Origin of the sequence: Thiohalobacter thiocyanaticus (assembly GCF_002356355.1) — a bacterium.
GTDB lineage: Bacteria > Pseudomonadota > Gammaproteobacteria > Thiohalobacterales > Thiohalobacteraceae > Thiohalobacter > Thiohalobacter thiocyanaticus_A.
The window spans coordinates 762,740-777,318 of record NZ_AP018052.1 but is presented as its reverse complement, the minus strand read 5'-3'; the positions used below and the strand labels follow the sequence as shown (position 1 = coordinate 777,318).

Here is a 14,579-nt window from a genome sequence, read left to right as displayed (position 1 = left end):
TTCCATGTTAACGGCACATTTCAGTCAAACTGCAGGTCGACCTCGAAGCCCTCGGCGGTTTCGGCGACCCGGATGGCGGCCAGCGCCGGCAGCCGGGTGGCGACATAGGCGCACCAGAGGGAGGCGACCGCCGAGTCACCCGCCTCGCGGGTGAGCTGGTTGAGCAGCTGCTCGATGGCGAAGTGCGCCTTCTGTTCAGTGGTGGGCGTATCGATACGGCCCTGCGGCAGTTCCACGCCCCGCGCCAACTCCAGGTCCAGGGCCTCGAGCCGGTGACGCACCTGGCCGGGCAGACTGCTGCCGCGGTCGAACTCGATACGCCTGCTGTCGTTGATATACACCACCATATTCGTGCTCATGCCGTGCGGATCTCCCCGGTTCGCCAGCCGCCATGGTAACGCAGCCCCGCACACCCAATCCCGCACGGATCAGGCGGGAGTGGAGTTGGCAGCGCTCCAGAAGGGCATACCGCGATCGAGGAATTCGGCATAGGGCAGGTAATGACTGCCGTCGCAGGAGAAGGTCAGCGCCACCAGGCCGTTGAAGATGTTGAGCGAGCCGGAACGCAGGTAGATGGTCTCGTCGGCGAAACGCAGTTCGCGAAAGCCGTCCAGGATCTCGCCTATGCGCACGGCCGGGATCACCGCCTTGTCCGGATAGGGCGTACGGCCGAAGGCCATGCAGACGTCCGGATCGATGAGTGCATCCAGATCCAGCAGGCGGTAACGGTAGGGGTCGTCGACGAACCAGACCGTGGCGCGATTGCTGGAAAAATGCAGGATACAGTGGAACACCCCGTGATCGATGATCAACTCCTCCATGATGGCAAGCACGTCGCGGATGCGACGGTCCAGCTCGGTCTCGGTACGGGTCTGCAGAAAGACGTTGCGGCGGATGGCCGGGTCGCCCTTGATCTGGCGCCAGTGGTGCGGCTCGTCGTAGAGCTCGCGCGTCAGCGGCAGGTCGCGCAGGTCGAAGTCCGCGCCGAGAAACCCCACGATCGCATCGTCCTTGCGGATCACCTGAACCGCGGTGATCGAGGGCCGGTGGGCGCGCAGACTCATGTAGGAGTCCGACAGCAGCATGCCCTGGATCGGCAGCACCCGGTTCATGTAGGGCCGATCCGAACGGTCACGGCCGAAGTGCTCGGGCAGCAGCCCCTGGTGGGTGGCGTTGTCGCAGATCTGGCGACCGTACTTGTCGGTCACGTACAGGAACTGGCAGTACGGCAATTCGTGCAGGCCCGAACTCAGGGCCTGATTCAGCCATTCGCGTTCCGGCCAGACCTGCGCGCAGCGCTCGGCCAGCCGCTGCAGCGGGATGGTGATCATGCCTTCCAGCGCCTGGCGCTGGCGGGTGATGCTGGCCTGCAGGCCGTCGCCGGCCGTGATCGATTCAAGCGTAGCGTCGTTCATATCAAATCGTATGCTGGGTAACGGGTGCATGATAGCCAATCGTGACGACAGAACCCAGCCGGCAGCGGGCATATGTCCCCACCGCGGAAAATCCCTTAGAATACAGGAAGACAATCAACCCACCGCCAGGCGGGAGACAGCAAGTGAAACTGAGCGCGCAGGAATTCCGGGATTGGGAGCACAAGAGCATCACTCTGCTCGGCATGTCGGGAGTGGGCAAGACCCGCCTGTCGAACATCCTGCGCCAGCGCAACTGGTTTCACTTCTCCGGCGATTACCGCATCGGCACCCGTTACCTGGACGAGTCCATCCTGGACAACATCAAGCTGCAGGCCATGCAGATCCCGTTCCTGCGCGATCTGCTGCGCTCGGACTCGATCCAGGTGATCAACAACATCACGGTGGACAACCTGCAGCCGGTCTCCAGCTTTCTCGGCAAGCTCGGCAATCCCAGCCTGGGCGGGCTTGGCCTGAAGGAGTTCAAGCGCCGCCAGGCCCTGCACCACTGCGCCGAGATCGCGGCCATGCGCGATGTGCCCGAGTTCATTCTCAAGGCGCGGCAGATCTACGGCTACCAGCACTTCATCAATGATGCCGGCGGCAGCGTATGTGAACTGGACGACCCGCCGACGCTGCAGGCCCTGGCCGAACACACACTGATCCTCTACATCCAGGCCACCGAGAAGGATGAGAAGGAACTGATCCGCCGCGCCGAGTCCTCGCCCAAGCCGCTGTACTACCGCGAGGCATTCCTGGACGAACAGCTGGAAATCTACATGCAGGAAAACGACCTGCCCTATGTCGCCCTGATCGATCCCGACGATTTCGTGCGCTGGATCTTCCCGCGGCTGTTCTATTCCCGCATCCCGCGCTACGAGGCGATTGCCGGGGAACACGGCTACACCATTACCACGGACGAACTGCACCAGGCCCGCGACGAGACCGATTTCCTGGACCTGATCTGCAGCGTCCTGGACCGACACTAAGGAAACGCGCATGCCACTGGTTGCCAATTCCGAACTGCCCGCCTTCGACCGCCTGCGCGGCGAGGGCGAGACCATCATCTCCAACGATGAGGCCATTCGTCAGGATATCCGCGAACTGCACATCGGTCTGTTGAACATGATGCCGGACGCCGCGCTGGCCGCCACCGAACGCCAGTTCTTCCGGCTGATCGGTGAAAGCAACCAGATCGCCCAGTTCTATATCCATCCCTTCACGCTCAAGGAGCTCAAGCGCGGCCCCGAGGGCCAGGCGCACGTTGATCGCTATTACGAGTCCTTCGACCAGATCAAGGCGGAAGGCCTGGACGCACTGATCATCACCGGCGCCAACGTGATCGGCCCGGAGTTGTCGGAGCAGCCGTTCTGGGACCCTCTGATCGAGGTCATCGACTGGGCCTACGAGAACGTAACCTCCACGGTCTGCTCCTGTCTGGCCACCCATGCGGTGATGGAGTTCCGCTACGGACGCAAGCGCCGGCCGCTGGGCTTCAAGCGCTGGGGGGTATACCCGCATCGGGTCATGCAGCGCCGCCACCCGCTGGTCAGCGGCATGAACACCCGCTTCGACGTCCCGCACTCACGTTTCAACCAGATCGACCGCGAGGATTTCGAGGCCGCCGGCCTGCACATCCTGGTGGAGAGCGAGGAGGCCGACGTGCACCTGGCTGTCAGCGAGGACGGCTTTCGGCTGATCTTCTTCCAGGGACATCCTGAGTACGACGCCATCAGCCTGCTCAAGGAATACAAGCGCGAGATCATGCGCTTTGCCAGCGGCGAGCGCGAGGACTACCCGCCGTTTCCGGACAACTACTTCAGCATCACCATCCAGGCCATCCTGGACGAGCACCAGGAGCGGCTGACCCGGGCGCTGGCGCGGAACAAACCTCTGCCGGAACTGCCCGAGGCCCTGATCATGCCCTGGCTGGACAACACCTGGCACGACAGCGCCGAGGCAGTCATCAATAACTGGATCGGGAAGGTCTACCAGACCACCAACATCGATCGCCGCTATCCGTTCAAGGCCAGCGTGGACCCGCAGAATCCGCTGGGCATCAGGACCTTCGAGGAGCGTACCCCGGTCCCGGGGTTCTAGGACCGGTCAACAACAAGTCTCGGCGGCAACGCGGATGCAGTTGCGCCCTGCCGCCTTGGCCGCGTACAGGGCCTCGTCGGCACGGCGCACGGTTTCGGCCAGCGGCACCCGGGTGTCCAGCCGCGCCAGGCCGCAGGAGACCGTCACCCGGATGTCACCTGCCTCGAAACCGATCTCGCGCCCGGCGATCTCGCGGCGCAGCCGCTCCAGGATCTCCTCGGCCTGCGCCAGGTCGGTATTCGGCAGTGAGATCAGGAATTCCTCGCCACCGTAACGGCAGATGGTGTCATAGGGCCGCAACTGCTCGCGCAGCAGGCCGGACAGGGTCTTGATGACCTGGTCGCCGACCATGTGGCCATAGCTGTCGTTGATGGATTTGAAATGATCGATGTCCACCAGGCTGAGGCAGCAGGTCTCCTGCTCCCGGCTGACCCGGGCGAATTCCTGGTTGAGCAGCAGTTCGCAGGCCTGGCGATTGAGTGTACCGGTCAGGGCATCGAAGGAGTAGCGCAGGACCTGCAGTTCCTCGCGCAGGCCGACCAGACGTTCGCACAGGCCCTTCTGCAGATCCATGAAGTGGGCGTACTCGTCCTCGCGGATGGCGCGACCTTCCTGCGCCTTGCCCGCCAGCAGCCGTCCCTGGTCGTGCATCCTGCGGTGCAGTGACTCGATGGCGGTGAAATGGGGATGCTCGCGGATGACGCCGGCGGCCTCGTGATAGTACCAGAGGCCGAACTTGCAGCGCTGGTGCGCGGCCGGATCCAGGATGTCATCGGTGAAGGCCGGCCGGCCGGTGATCAGGCCGCTGTGCAGCCGCCGCAGCCATAATTGATGATTCCGGTCGGCCCGTTCCAGCGTGTTGATCACACGCTGGGTCTCATCCTCGTCCAGAATCAGGGCCAGCGAACGGTCCATAGCCATCCTGTTGCATTGTTAGCCGGGCAGCGGCATAGAATGCAACGATAAACCCGCACTGCCCGGGCTGCAAACCTGATGCGCCTGCGGCAATCCGCCTGGAGATACAGTCAATGCGATTTCACCAGCTCAGGATAGGAGACCGGTTCCGGTTTGAGGGAGAGCTCTATACCAAGCACAATGCCCTGCTGGCCGTGCATGCCACCAGCGGCCGGCAGCAGCTGATCAAACGCTCGGCCGCAGTCGAGCCCTGCCCTCCCGAAACTGCCGGCACGCCTGCCCGCCGCGAAGTTCCGGCCGCCGCCGTGCTGGCAGCCTTCGACGCCTTCTACGCTCAGTGCCGGCAACTGCTGGCCGAATGCGGCAACGACGTACAACTGGACGCACGGCTGGAACAGGCCCGCCGGGCCTTCCTGGACCGGCTGCAGAACAACTCTTCGTAGGCCGGAACAAACGCAGCGTTCCCGTCCCCCGGTTAAGCCAGCGGCGGATGTGCACTCCGGTTCCGGTGTCGATTGAACCAGCGCCGTGCCTGCGGCCGGCCCCCTCTTGCGGGCTTAGCGTGCAAACGGCGCACATGCGCCCACAAGAGGGGGCCGGCCGCAGGCACTCGTTTGGCGGGTTGAGTATCGTAGGATGGGTGAAGCCGGGCGAAACCCATCTTTTTTTCGGGAGCGGACCGATGGGTTGCGGCGCGCAACGCCTTCACCCATCCTACGTCACGGCACATCTGACTTCCTCATCCGTCAGGGGCCGCCATTGGCCGGGTTCCAGCGCGGCGTCCAGTTCCAGCGGTCCGATGGCCTCCCGATGCAGCGCCACCACCCGGTTGCCCGCCGCAGCGCACATGCGTTTAACCTGGTGATAGCGCCCCTCGGTCAGCGTCAGCAGGATGGTGGTGGCATCCAGGATCTCGAGCCGGGCCGGCCGCGTCGGCTCACTCTCGCCTCGCAGTATCACGCCCGTTCGCAGCGCCGCTGTCTGGGCCTCGGTCAGGGGCTCGGCCAGGGTGACCCGATAACGCTTGGGGCAGTGGCGCCGCGGCGAGGTCAGCCGGTGTGACCAGTCGCCGTCATCCGTAATCAGGACCATTCCGGATGCTGAGAGGTCCAACCGCCCGGCCGCGTGCAGCCCTGCGCGCGGCTCCACCCCGAGCAGGTCCAGCACGGTCGGATGACGGTCGTGCCGGGTGACACTGACCCAGCCCACCGGTTTGTACAGCATGAAATAGCGCAGGCCGCGCACACGCACCGGCGCGCCGTCCAGACACACCTCCGACGCCCCCATAACCGCCGCGGCCGGGTCCCGCACCTCGGCTCCCGCCAGCGTCACCCGGCCACGGCGGATCGCCTGCCGTGCACGCGAACGGGTCAGGGCGGTGTTCTGGCTGAGAAAGCGGTCCAGGCGCATGGCGCTATTGTACGCCGCACTGCGCCCGCCCGCCTCAGGCACACAGAAAAGCCCCGCCACAAGGCGGGGCTCAGGCATCCCTGCATGAAGGAGGATAAGGGGGAAGTAACCTCCGTCCGGTCTAGAACACGAACTGGCCCTGCAGGTAGATCTCGTCCTGATCGTTGCCGTTCACACCCTCGACATTCTCGCCCATGCGGTAGGTGAACTGGAATTTCAGGTCGTGCTTGTGCACGAACCAGTTGGCACCGACCGAGGCCCGGGTCCATTCGTCGGCGTAGTTGTCGGCATCCTGGGACTCGTAGCCGGCCACCAGTTCCAGCTTGCCCGGCATGATCATGTAGCCGCCTTCCAGCGCCCAGTTCTCCAGGTCGGTGCTGCCGTTGCGGAAAATGCCGCCGGTGTAGCCGCCGGCAACGGTGTCGGCGTCGAACAGGTTGTACTGGGCATCGACGGAAAACCCGGCCGCGCGCAAGGCGCCGCTGATCTCAAAACCGGTCACGCTGTCCACATCGGGCTTGCCTGCCTGGTTGGTATTGTTGTCGTTGTCATTCTCCCACTGGAAGGCCGCCATGCCGATGGTGGCCTTCGTCTCGCCCTTGAAGTCACCCTGGGAGAACTTGAGGATGCCGAAGGGATGGAAATCGACGCGGGCGCCGTAGACCCAGCCTTCGTTGAAATCACTGTTGCTGTTGATCGGGGTGTCGAAATCCAGCTTGTCCTCGTCGGGATCGATGGAGGAGGAAGCGAAGGAGGCGCCCCAGGTGATCACGTCGCCGCTCTTGCCGGCCAGGTGGATGCCTGCGGTGCGGTCCGGACTGCCGTAGTTGTGGTCACCGACGAAGGTGCGCTCGACCAGCTGCTGTTTCTTGGACGAGGTCAGGTTCTCGCGCGAGAAGGGGAATTTGGCATTGCCCAGGGTCAGCTTCATGTTGTCCATGCCGGTGTACTGCATGTAGGCATCCTTGACCGCGATCTCGTTATCGCCCGAGGCCTTGCCCATGTCCCACTGGAACTTGCCCTTCCAGTCGGGATGCACGCTGCCCTCGATGTAGGGGCGGAAGCGACGGAAGATGACTTCGTCCTCGCTGCTGCCGTTGTCCGGATCGATCGAGTTGTACTGCAGCTGGATGCGGCCGCCGAGCTTCACATAGGTGTCGCCCTCCTGGTAGACGGTGACGCCGGCGGTGGCCGTGGTGGCGAGCAGGGTGCCGCCGATCAATGCGGTCATTGCCGCGGTAATCTTCTGCATGCGCATGTCTTTCCCCGTATTTCTGGTGAATGGAAGAATCGGAATACGGGGCGCAGTGTAGGGAGGGGGTATGACGCCTGGATTACCGGTTGATGACATTTGGATTACGAAACAACAGGGTTGTTGTCTGCCCACGACGCAGGGGCTAAAGCGCCACGAAATCCACGAAACCCACCAGAATAATATTGATTGACCAGACCGGAACCGGAGGCGGGCCAGCGCCGGGCGGGCAGGGCTTTCGGGCTTAGCGTGCTGCGCACATGCGCCCGAAAGCCCTGCCCGCCCGGCACTGGATTCAGGTCCGGCGTCAGACCTTGGTGGATCGCAGGTAGGAGTCGACACCCGCGGCCACGCTGATCTCTCCGGCCTTGACCCGGGGCAGGTATTCGCGCATCCAGGGCCCGACATGCATCCGCGCCTGTTCCAGTTCCAGCCGGATCAGCCGGGTGATGGCGCCGCCTTGCTCGAGAAAACCGCTTTCGTCCATGTCGCGCAGGGCGCGCGCCTTGTCGAAGGGCACGCGGGCGATCTCGGCCCGCCAGCGCCCGTCCGCCAGGGTGAAGCGCCCGTAGGCGGCGCGCTCGTCACCGTCCAGCGGCTGGCCGACCGAGCCGGTGTTGACCACCAGGGTGCCGTTGAAGCGCTTGATCAGCGGCTTGTGAGTATGAGAGCCGACGAACAGATCCCGCGCCGGGCCGAGCTTCTCGGCCAGTTCGTCTTCAGGCGTACTGGCCGAGATGCCGGCGCGGTTGCCCAGCCGGGAGCCATGCGTGATGTGCAGGGAGGCGCCGACCGGCGCATCCAGGTCATAGTGTTCGTCCCAGGCGGCGATATCGGCCACGGCATCCCCGAGCTGGCGATAGGTCCAGTGGGCAAACAGGCGCAACTCCCGGGTCGGATCGTCTGCGGGGAGCGGGTCATCGGCACAGGCCAGCACATAGGCCTCGTGGTTGCCCTTGATGCAGCGGCTGCCGGGAAAGCGTGCCTGCAGCAGTCGCAGGCATTCCAGGCTGCAGGGGCCGCGATTGACCAGGTCGCCGTTGACGATTACCTGATCCGCGCCCCAGCGCTCGATGTCGTCGAGGACCGCGGTCAGCGCCGGCAGATTGCCGTGAGCATCGGATAAAACTGCAAATTTCATAGGGATTCACGGGCTGGGAGTCATACCTATGATACCGGAAACCGGTCACTGGCAGAACCGCGGCGACCGCAGCCGACCCGCCTCGCGAAATGTGATGCACTTAACGGCAGTCGGATCGAAACAGGCGTTTCATGGCGCCACGAACGAACAACGTTCGTGGTTCCATCAACAACAAACAGCGTCAGGAGGTATACCCATGAAGAAGCAGATCACTGTCATCGCCTGTGCATTCGCCTTTGCCAGCGGCTCCGCCATGGCCGGGGAACAGGCCGGCAAGTTCAAGCAGCTGGACGCCAACCAGGACGGCTACATCTCCGCCGAGGAGGCACAGGCCAGCCAGGCCCTGAGCAGCCAGTGGCAGTCGGTTGACCAGGACGGCAACAACCAGGTCGACGAGTCCGAATTCAGCGCCTTCGAAATGGAGCCGCAGCAGGACACGAACCAGTAATAAGTCCCACCCTCAGCCCGGCGGCGCCTCACCGGCCGCCGCCAGGCTGCCTTCCCCGCAACTCAAGTGCAGTTCCGCCGGGTCGGTGGAGAACACGAAAGGCGCGGTCCGCGTCAGTACGCTCAACCCCAGGATCTGCCGGCTCTTGCCCGGGAACACCGCCGCCTCGACATCCCTCAGTTCGCAGCGGCCGCCTATGGCCAGGCGCTCGATGCGATATACCGGCACCCGCATGCGCTCACCGTTGGCCAGAATACCGGACAGGTCCTTGAGATATTCGGCCTGGCCGGTTTCCTGCAGCGCGGCCAGGGTCACCTCGTTGATGGTCATGTAGCCCGAGCCGGTGTCGACCAGGAAGTCGGATGCCCCGAGCCCTGCGATCTCAGCACTGACGTAGAAGGTCGCCGCCGATCTTTCCTGCATCGGTATTCGGACGTCGAATTCCTGACCCATGGCGGGTCCCAGCAGCCAGAATGCCGCCGCACCAAGCCCCAGACGTTTCCAGAATCGTTTTTTCATACAGCAAGTTACCCCATCTCAACCGCAGCCTCGATGCCGCCCTGCATACAGGAGTAGCAACATCCGGGCCATTCGGCCGGGCAAAAAAAGCGGCCCGGACAGAATCCGGGCCGCATTGGGGACGGCAATGAATCAGGGCCTGCTGCTCTGCAGCATTACCCCAATCACAAATCCTGCAGCAGCCGATCGATACGCTGCTGCAGGGCCTTGAGTTCCTCCCGCATGGCCGCCCGGCTGTCCGGGTCCCCCGCCTCGGCCTGACCCGACTGTCGCTGCCGCAACTCGTTCAGCTGCTGCCGCAGGGCCTCGTTCTCGCGCTCCAACTCCGCCACCCGGGCCTCGTAGCTGGCATAGGTCTCGGCGGCCTCGCGTTCGCCCTGCGCCTGCGCCCGTTCCAGTTCCGCGACCCGCGCCTCGTAGCTGGCATAGGCATCCCGGGCCTGGTGCTCGGCGGCCTCGAGTTCATGCTCCAGATCGCTTACCCGGGCCTGATACTGTTCATAGGTCTCGCGCGCCTCGGCCGCAGCGGCCTCAAGCCCGGTCAGGGCGGCACTGCCCGCGACGTGATCCTCGCGTCCCTGCTCCAGTTCGGCGACGCGTCTTTCGTAGGCCACATAGGCCTGTTGACTCTGTGCCTGGGCGGCCTCGAGCTCGTGCTCCAGTTCACCGACGCGGTCCTCGTAGTCCTGATAGGCGGCCCTGGCCTGGATGGCAGCCTCTTCCTTTTCCTGCTCCAGTTCGCGGACCCGCTGCTCATAGCTGTCATAGGTCGCGCGCGCCTGCTGTTCCCCCTGCGCCTTCTCCCGTGCCAGTTCGGCCAGGTAGCTTTCATAGCTGGCGTAGGTCTCGGCGGCCTGCTTCTCGGCCTGCTCCAGGGTCGGTTCCACCTCTCCGGTCTCCGGACCTGCGGCCTGTTGCGTCGTCTCCTCGTCGCGGGTCTCCGGCATCAGGCTGGCAACGAACAGAAACACCAGCACCACCACGGCGGCGATCTTGGCCTTGCCGATATTGCTTTCCTCGTTCCAGTTCTGCCTGAACCAGTCAGTCACGGCATCCAGCATGCTCTCCCCCCGGATTGTTTCGACATAAAGCGATTACTGTAACCTATTATAGGCGGTTTCGCTGGCGCGCCGGGCGCCGGCCGCGGCCGGGTGCCGCCAGCCGGGCCGGGTATGCTAGGGTCTGTCAACAGGCCCCGGCCTGTGACAGCATTGCGCCGGGCCCTCCCGGCATCCTGTTCAACCTGTTGGTCATCGCCCATGAAACGCCTGCTACCGCTGCTGATCCTGCTGCTGCTCGTCCTGGTCCTGGTCCCGCTGCTGCGCGACGGCCAGTCCCCGCGCGAGCCGGTGACCGGCCTGCCCTGGCAGGTCGAGACCACGCCCGAGGGCATGAGCCGGGTGTTCGGACTGACCCTGGGCGAGAGCAGCTTCGGCGACGCCCTGCAGCAGCACGGCCGCGACGCGGAACTGGCCATCATCGCCGACCCGGGCGAGGCCGGGGCGCTGGAACTGTTCTACAGCCGGTTCATGGCCGGGATGCTGTCGGGCCGGCTGATCCTCGGCACCCGGCTGGACAGCGCGACCCTGCGGGAACTGCGCGAACGCGCCGTCAGCAGCAGGGTACTGGACAGCGGCGCCCGCCGCTTCAGCCTGGACCCCGCCGATCTGCCCACCGCCCATGCGGCGACCATCGCCTCGATCACCTTCATCCCCGCCGCCGACATCGATGTCGAGGTGGCCGAGCACCGCTTCGGGGTCCCGTCCGAGCGCATTCAGATCAACGCGCAGGTCGAGCACCTGCTCTACCCTGAGCTCGGCCTGGATCTGATCCTGGACCGCGACGGCAAGGAGGTTCTGCAGTATGTCCCGCCGCGGGAGTTCGACCGGCTGCGCCGACCGCTGACACAGGCGGCTGAGGCGGAACCAGCCACATCCCGGTAGGCCGCGAACGGTCCGCGTCGGTTACAATAACGGTTTGACTCTGACCGACATCCTTGCACCATGTCCCTGCTGACCTTTCGTGACGTCACCCTCCAGTACGGCGACCCGCCGCTGCTCGACCGCATCAGTTTCCGCATCGAGGCCGGGGAGCGACTGTGCCTGATCGGCCGCAACGGCGCCGGCAAATCCACCCTGCTGCGACTGGTCGCCGGTGATCTGGTCCCAGACGACGGCCGGATCCAGCGCAGCGACGGCCTGCGCGTCGCCCAGCTGGCCCAGGAGATCCCGCAGGAGACGCGGGGCAGCGTATTCCATGTGGTGGCCCGGGGACTGGGCGAAGTCGGCAGCCTGGTCGAGCGCTATCATGCCCTGACCCACGCCATCGCCGCCGGCGAACTGGGACGGATGGACGAACTCGAGCAATGCCAGCACGCCCTGGAAACGGCCGGCGGCTGGGAGATCAACCAGCGGGTGGAAACAGTGCTGTCGAAGCTGGGACTGGATCCCGACGCCGAACTCGAACGCCTTTCCGGCGGCCTCAAACGCCGGGTACTGCTGGCCCAGGCCCTGGTCAGCCAGCCCGACCTGCTGCTGCTCGACGAGCCCACCAACCACCTGGACATCGATGCCATCATCTGGCTGGAGGAATTCCTGCTCGGCTGGCAGGGGGCGCTGTTGTTCATCACCCACGACCGCGCCTTCCTGCGGCGGCTTGCCACCCGTATCATCGAACTGGATCGCGGTCATCTGACCGACTTCCCCGGCGACTACGACACCTACCTCAGACGCAAGGCCGAACTGCTGGAAGAGGAGGAACGACACAACGCCCTGTTCGACAAGAAGCTCGCGCAGGAGGAGGCCTGGATCCGCCAGGGCATCAAGGCCAGGCGCACGCGCAACGAGGGCCGGGTCCGGGCCCTGCAGCAGCTGCGCCGGGAGCGCGCCGAGCGGCGCGAACAGGCCGGCAGCGCCAGGCTGCGGGTTCAGGCCGGCGAGCGCTCGGGCAAACTGGTGGTCGAGGCCGAGGAGGCCGGCTTCGCCTACAACGGCAAGCCGGTCATCCGCAACCTGAGCACCACCATCCTGCGCGGCGACAAGGTCGGCATCATCGGCCCCAACGGCGCCGGCAAGACCACCCTGCTGCAGCTGCTGCTGGGCGAACTGGAACCGACCAGCGGCCATATCCGCCGCGGCACCAACCTGGAGATCGCCTATTTCGATCAGTACCGTGCTGCCCTCGATGAAACGGCAACCGTGCTGGACAACGTCGGCCAGGGCCGCGACCGCCTGAGCATCAACGGCCAGGACCGGCACGTGATCAGTTATCTGCAGGATTTTCTGTTCTCTCCCGCACGCGCGCGTCAGCCGGTCAGCGCGCTGTCCGGCGGCGAGCGCAATCGGCTGCTGCTGGCAAAGCTCTTCACCCGCCCGGCCAATGTGCTGGTGCTGGACGAACCGACCAACGACCTGGACACCGACACCCTGGAACTGCTCGAGGAACTGCTGATCGAGTATGAAGGCACGGTGCTGCTGGTCAGTCACGACCGCGCCTTCCTCAACAACATCGTGACCAGTTCGCTGGTATTCGAAGGCGAAGGCCGGGTCAACGAGTATGTCGGCGGCTACGACGACTGGCTGCGCCAGCGGACACCGGCCGCGGCCGCCCCCCGGGGTCCGGCGGACACAAAACCGGAGACGAAAAAAGCCCGTCCGGCCGCCCGCGCCGCCAGGCTCTCCTACAAGGATCAGCGCGAACTGGAGGCCCTGCCACAGCGCATCGAGTCACTGGAGGCCGAGCAGGCCGGACTCACCGAGGAAATGAGCCGTCCGGAATTCTATCAGCAGGACAAGACGGAGATCGCGCGCGCGCAGGCCCGCCTCAGTGAACTGGAGTCCGAGTTGGAGCAGGCCTACGCCCGCTGGGAGACACTGGAGGGCTGAACCGTATCCTGCAACAACAATCCCGAAACAGTTTGCAGCATCGGGGCAATCAACCTGTTACACCCCTGCGCCAGAGTGGTTGCGGATGCCGGAAGGCCTGGCCCGGCATCCGGTCTTCCTGGCGTCAGGCCACCAGTGAGGACACCGATATGCTGCGCAAATACGTCATCGAACGCGAGGTACCCGGGATCGGCAGCAACAGCGCCGAAGGCTTCTGCACCGTCGCCGGGACATCCAATACCGCCCTGGCCAGGTTGGGCACCCGCATCCAGTGGGTGCATTCCTACGTCACCGCGGACAGGACCTATTGCATTTATCTGGCCGAAAATGAGGAGGTGATCCGCGAGCACGCCCGCCTCAGCGGCTTCCCCGCCAACCGCATCACCGAAGTGGTGACGATGATCGATCCGACCACGGCGAACCGCACCGCAGTCAGCCGGGTCGCCTGAAGCGGGACAGCGCCGCGGACTCGTCGCAGCCCGCGGCGCTGTTATTCCTTTTTCAGCAGGGATTTAAGATCGGCGAAGGGATTGTGGCGGGCACCCTGCCCCGATTCACCAGGGCTGCTGACAGTCCCGCCCATCGCCGCTTCCAGCTGCTTCTGATGCTCGTTGTCGTGGCAATAGAGGCACAGCAGTTCCCAGTTGCTGCCGTCAGCGGGGTTGTTGTCGTGGTTGTGGTCACGGTGATGCACGGTGAGCTCGCGCAGGTTGCTGCGATCGAACTCCCGGCCGCAGCGCCCGCATACCCACGGATAGAGCTTGAGCGCCTGTTCCCGGTAGTCCTTTTCACGCTGATCACGGTAGCGGTGCGCCTCGGCCACCACGCGGTCGAGCCGGTCGCTGTCCGGCCCGGTCTTTCTGTTCGTCATCCGGATATCCTCGTCATGCACGGATGGACCTGACAAAGCCGTCTCCAGCTTCTATCCTGATCATAAGCCATTCAACGAGGAGAACGCCAGTGAGCGACCATGTCTACAAGGTCATCGAGATCGTCGGATCTTCCAGCGCGGGCACGGACGCTGCCATCCAGCGCGCCATCAGCAAGGCCAGCGAGACCCTGCACAACCTGGACTGGTTCGAAGTGGTGGAGACCCGCGGCCACATCGTCGACGGCAAGGTGGGCCATTATCAGGTCAAGCTCAAGATCGGTTTCCGGCTGGATTAGGCAAAGCTGACAGCTCTGCAGGTTGAGTCAGGCGCGTGAGCGCCGTAACCCGACCAATATGCTGATATGTCATGTTGGGTTGCACCCTCCGGGCCAACCCAACCTACGCCTGTTTCCTGACCCATTTATCGCCCGACTTCCTGTATTTCTGCTTCACTGCCGACCAGGCGACACGAAAGGCCGTCTCTTCGCGATCGTCGCGGTCGGCGTATTGCTCCCAGGCATTGTTGAAGGCTTCCAGGAAGATCTCCCGTGCGTGTTCGGGAAGATGCTCCCGGACGCTGTCCGGCAACTCGCTGACGGATGCGTAAGGCATGTCCTTATCCTGCGC

The 14,579-nt window shown here is 64.4% G+C and carries 18 protein-coding genes; 8 read left to right on the top strand and 10 right to left on the bottom strand.

The window, feature by feature from the left end:
* Positions 1-20: 20 nt before the first annotated feature.
* Complete coding sequence (locus CFK21_RS03640; protein WP_157745312.1) at positions 21-359, bottom strand: hypothetical protein; 339 nt, start codon at positions 357-359, stop codon at positions 21-23.
* A 69-nt stretch (positions 360-428) separates the two neighbouring features.
* Entirely contained in the window at positions 429-1,415 is a 987-nt protein-coding gene (locus CFK21_RS03635) for a PDC sensor domain-containing protein (RefSeq protein WP_096364853.1), read from the bottom strand.
* A 203-nt stretch (positions 1,416-1,618) separates the two neighbouring features.
* Between CFK21_RS03635 and CFK21_RS03630 the strand changes: the two genes are divergently transcribed.
* Positions 1,619-2,401, top strand: a complete 783-nt coding sequence (locus CFK21_RS03630) for an ATPase (RefSeq protein ID WP_369801258.1) — start codon at positions 1,619-1,621, stop codon at positions 2,399-2,401.
* 10 nt (positions 2,402-2,411) lie between these two features.
* Positions 2,412-3,512 (top strand): homoserine O-succinyltransferase MetA, encoded by a 1,101-nt coding sequence (gene metA / locus CFK21_RS03625; protein ID WP_096364849.1) that lies wholly within the window; start codon positions 2,412-2,414, stop codon positions 3,510-3,512.
* A 6-nt stretch (positions 3,513-3,518) separates the two neighbouring features.
* Here the strand turns inward: metA and CFK21_RS03620 are convergent, their stop codons facing one another.
* Positions 3,519-4,427 carry a diguanylate cyclase gene (locus CFK21_RS03620; RefSeq protein WP_157745310.1) on the bottom strand — a complete coding sequence of 303 codons (909 nt, stop codon included), beginning with the start codon at positions 4,425-4,427 and terminating at the stop codon, positions 3,519-3,521.
* Between the two features lie 113 nt (positions 4,428-4,540).
* Between CFK21_RS03620 and CFK21_RS03615 the strand changes: the two genes are divergently transcribed.
* Positions 4,541-4,870 (top strand): hypothetical protein, encoded by a 330-nt coding sequence (locus tag CFK21_RS03615; RefSeq protein ID WP_096364845.1) that lies wholly within the window; start codon positions 4,541-4,543, stop codon positions 4,868-4,870.
* Positions 4,871-5,141: 271 nt separating this feature from the next.
* Here the strand turns inward: CFK21_RS03615 and CFK21_RS03610 are convergent, their stop codons facing one another.
* The 3 genes from CFK21_RS03610 to CFK21_RS03600 all read right to left on the bottom strand — a co-directional run bounded on the left by CFK21_RS03610 (position 5,142) and on the right by CFK21_RS03600 (position 8,230).
* Positions 5,142-5,837 carry a pseudouridine synthase gene (locus CFK21_RS03610; RefSeq protein WP_096364843.1) on the bottom strand — a complete coding sequence of 232 codons (696 nt, stop codon included), beginning with the start codon at positions 5,835-5,837 and terminating at the stop codon, positions 5,142-5,144.
* Between the two features lie 121 nt (positions 5,838-5,958).
* Positions 5,959-7,089, bottom strand: coding sequence for a porin (locus CFK21_RS03605; protein WP_157745308.1), 1,131 nt, complete (start codon positions 7,087-7,089; stop codon positions 5,959-5,961).
* A 307-nt stretch (positions 7,090-7,396) separates the two neighbouring features.
* Positions 7,397-8,230 (bottom strand): metallophosphoesterase family protein, encoded by an 834-nt coding sequence (locus tag CFK21_RS03600; RefSeq protein WP_096364839.1) that lies wholly within the window; start codon positions 8,228-8,230, stop codon positions 7,397-7,399.
* Positions 8,231-8,426: 196 nt separating this feature from the next.
* Between CFK21_RS03600 and CFK21_RS15120 the strand changes: the two genes are divergently transcribed.
* Positions 8,427-8,678 carry a hypothetical protein gene (locus tag CFK21_RS15120; protein WP_157745306.1) on the top strand — a complete coding sequence of 84 codons (252 nt, stop codon included), beginning with the start codon at positions 8,427-8,429 and terminating at the stop codon, positions 8,676-8,678.
* A gap of 12 nt (positions 8,679-8,690) precedes the next feature.
* On the opposite strand, the gene CFK21_RS03590 is transcribed toward CFK21_RS15120, so the two are convergent.
* Both CFK21_RS03590 and CFK21_RS03585 read right to left on the bottom strand, forming a co-directional pair.
* Entirely contained in the window at positions 8,691-9,197 is a 507-nt protein-coding gene (locus CFK21_RS03590) for a retropepsin-like aspartic protease family protein (protein WP_231971554.1), read from the bottom strand.
* Between the two features lie 164 nt (positions 9,198-9,361).
* The gene (locus CFK21_RS03585; protein WP_096364833.1) at positions 9,362-10,258 is read right to left on the bottom strand and encodes a hypothetical protein; all 897 of its coding nucleotides are present in this window, start codon (positions 10,256-10,258) and stop codon (positions 9,362-9,364) included.
* A gap of 198 nt (positions 10,259-10,456) precedes the next feature.
* Between CFK21_RS03585 and CFK21_RS03580 the strand changes: the two genes are divergently transcribed.
* The 3 genes from CFK21_RS03580 (at position 10,457) to CFK21_RS03570 (ending at position 13,530) form a co-directional block, all read left to right on the top strand.
* On the top strand, positions 10,457-11,140 hold the full coding sequence (locus tag CFK21_RS03580) for a hypothetical protein (RefSeq protein WP_096364831.1): 684 nt from the start codon (positions 10,457-10,459) through the stop codon (positions 11,138-11,140).
* Positions 11,141-11,200: 60 nt separating this feature from the next.
* A complete protein-coding gene (locus tag CFK21_RS03575) occupies positions 11,201-13,081 on the top strand; it encodes an ATP-binding cassette domain-containing protein (RefSeq protein ID WP_096364829.1) in 1,881 nt (626 codons plus the stop codon).
* A gap of 152 nt (positions 13,082-13,233) precedes the next feature.
* The gene (locus tag CFK21_RS03570) at positions 13,234-13,530 is read left to right on the top strand and encodes a DUF4242 domain-containing protein (protein WP_096367476.1); all 297 of its coding nucleotides are present in this window, start codon (positions 13,234-13,236) and stop codon (positions 13,528-13,530) included.
* Positions 13,531-13,571: 41 nt separating this feature from the next.
* Here the strand turns inward: CFK21_RS03570 and CFK21_RS03565 are convergent, their stop codons facing one another.
* Positions 13,572-13,952, bottom strand: coding sequence for a YajD family HNH nuclease (locus tag CFK21_RS03565; protein ID WP_096367475.1), 381 nt, complete (start codon positions 13,950-13,952; stop codon positions 13,572-13,574).
* A gap of 89 nt (positions 13,953-14,041) precedes the next feature.
* On the opposite strand from CFK21_RS03565, the gene CFK21_RS03560 reads away from it, so the two are divergent.
* On the top strand, positions 14,042-14,248 hold the full coding sequence (locus CFK21_RS03560; protein ID WP_096364827.1) for a dodecin: 207 nt from the start codon (positions 14,042-14,044) through the stop codon (positions 14,246-14,248).
* 103 nt (positions 14,249-14,351) lie between these two features.
* On the opposite strand, the gene CFK21_RS03555 is transcribed toward CFK21_RS03560, so the two are convergent.
* Complete coding sequence (locus tag CFK21_RS03555) at positions 14,352-14,564, bottom strand: ChaB family protein (RefSeq protein WP_096364825.1); 213 nt, start codon at positions 14,562-14,564, stop codon at positions 14,352-14,354.
* Positions 14,565-14,579 lie beyond the last annotated feature (15 nt).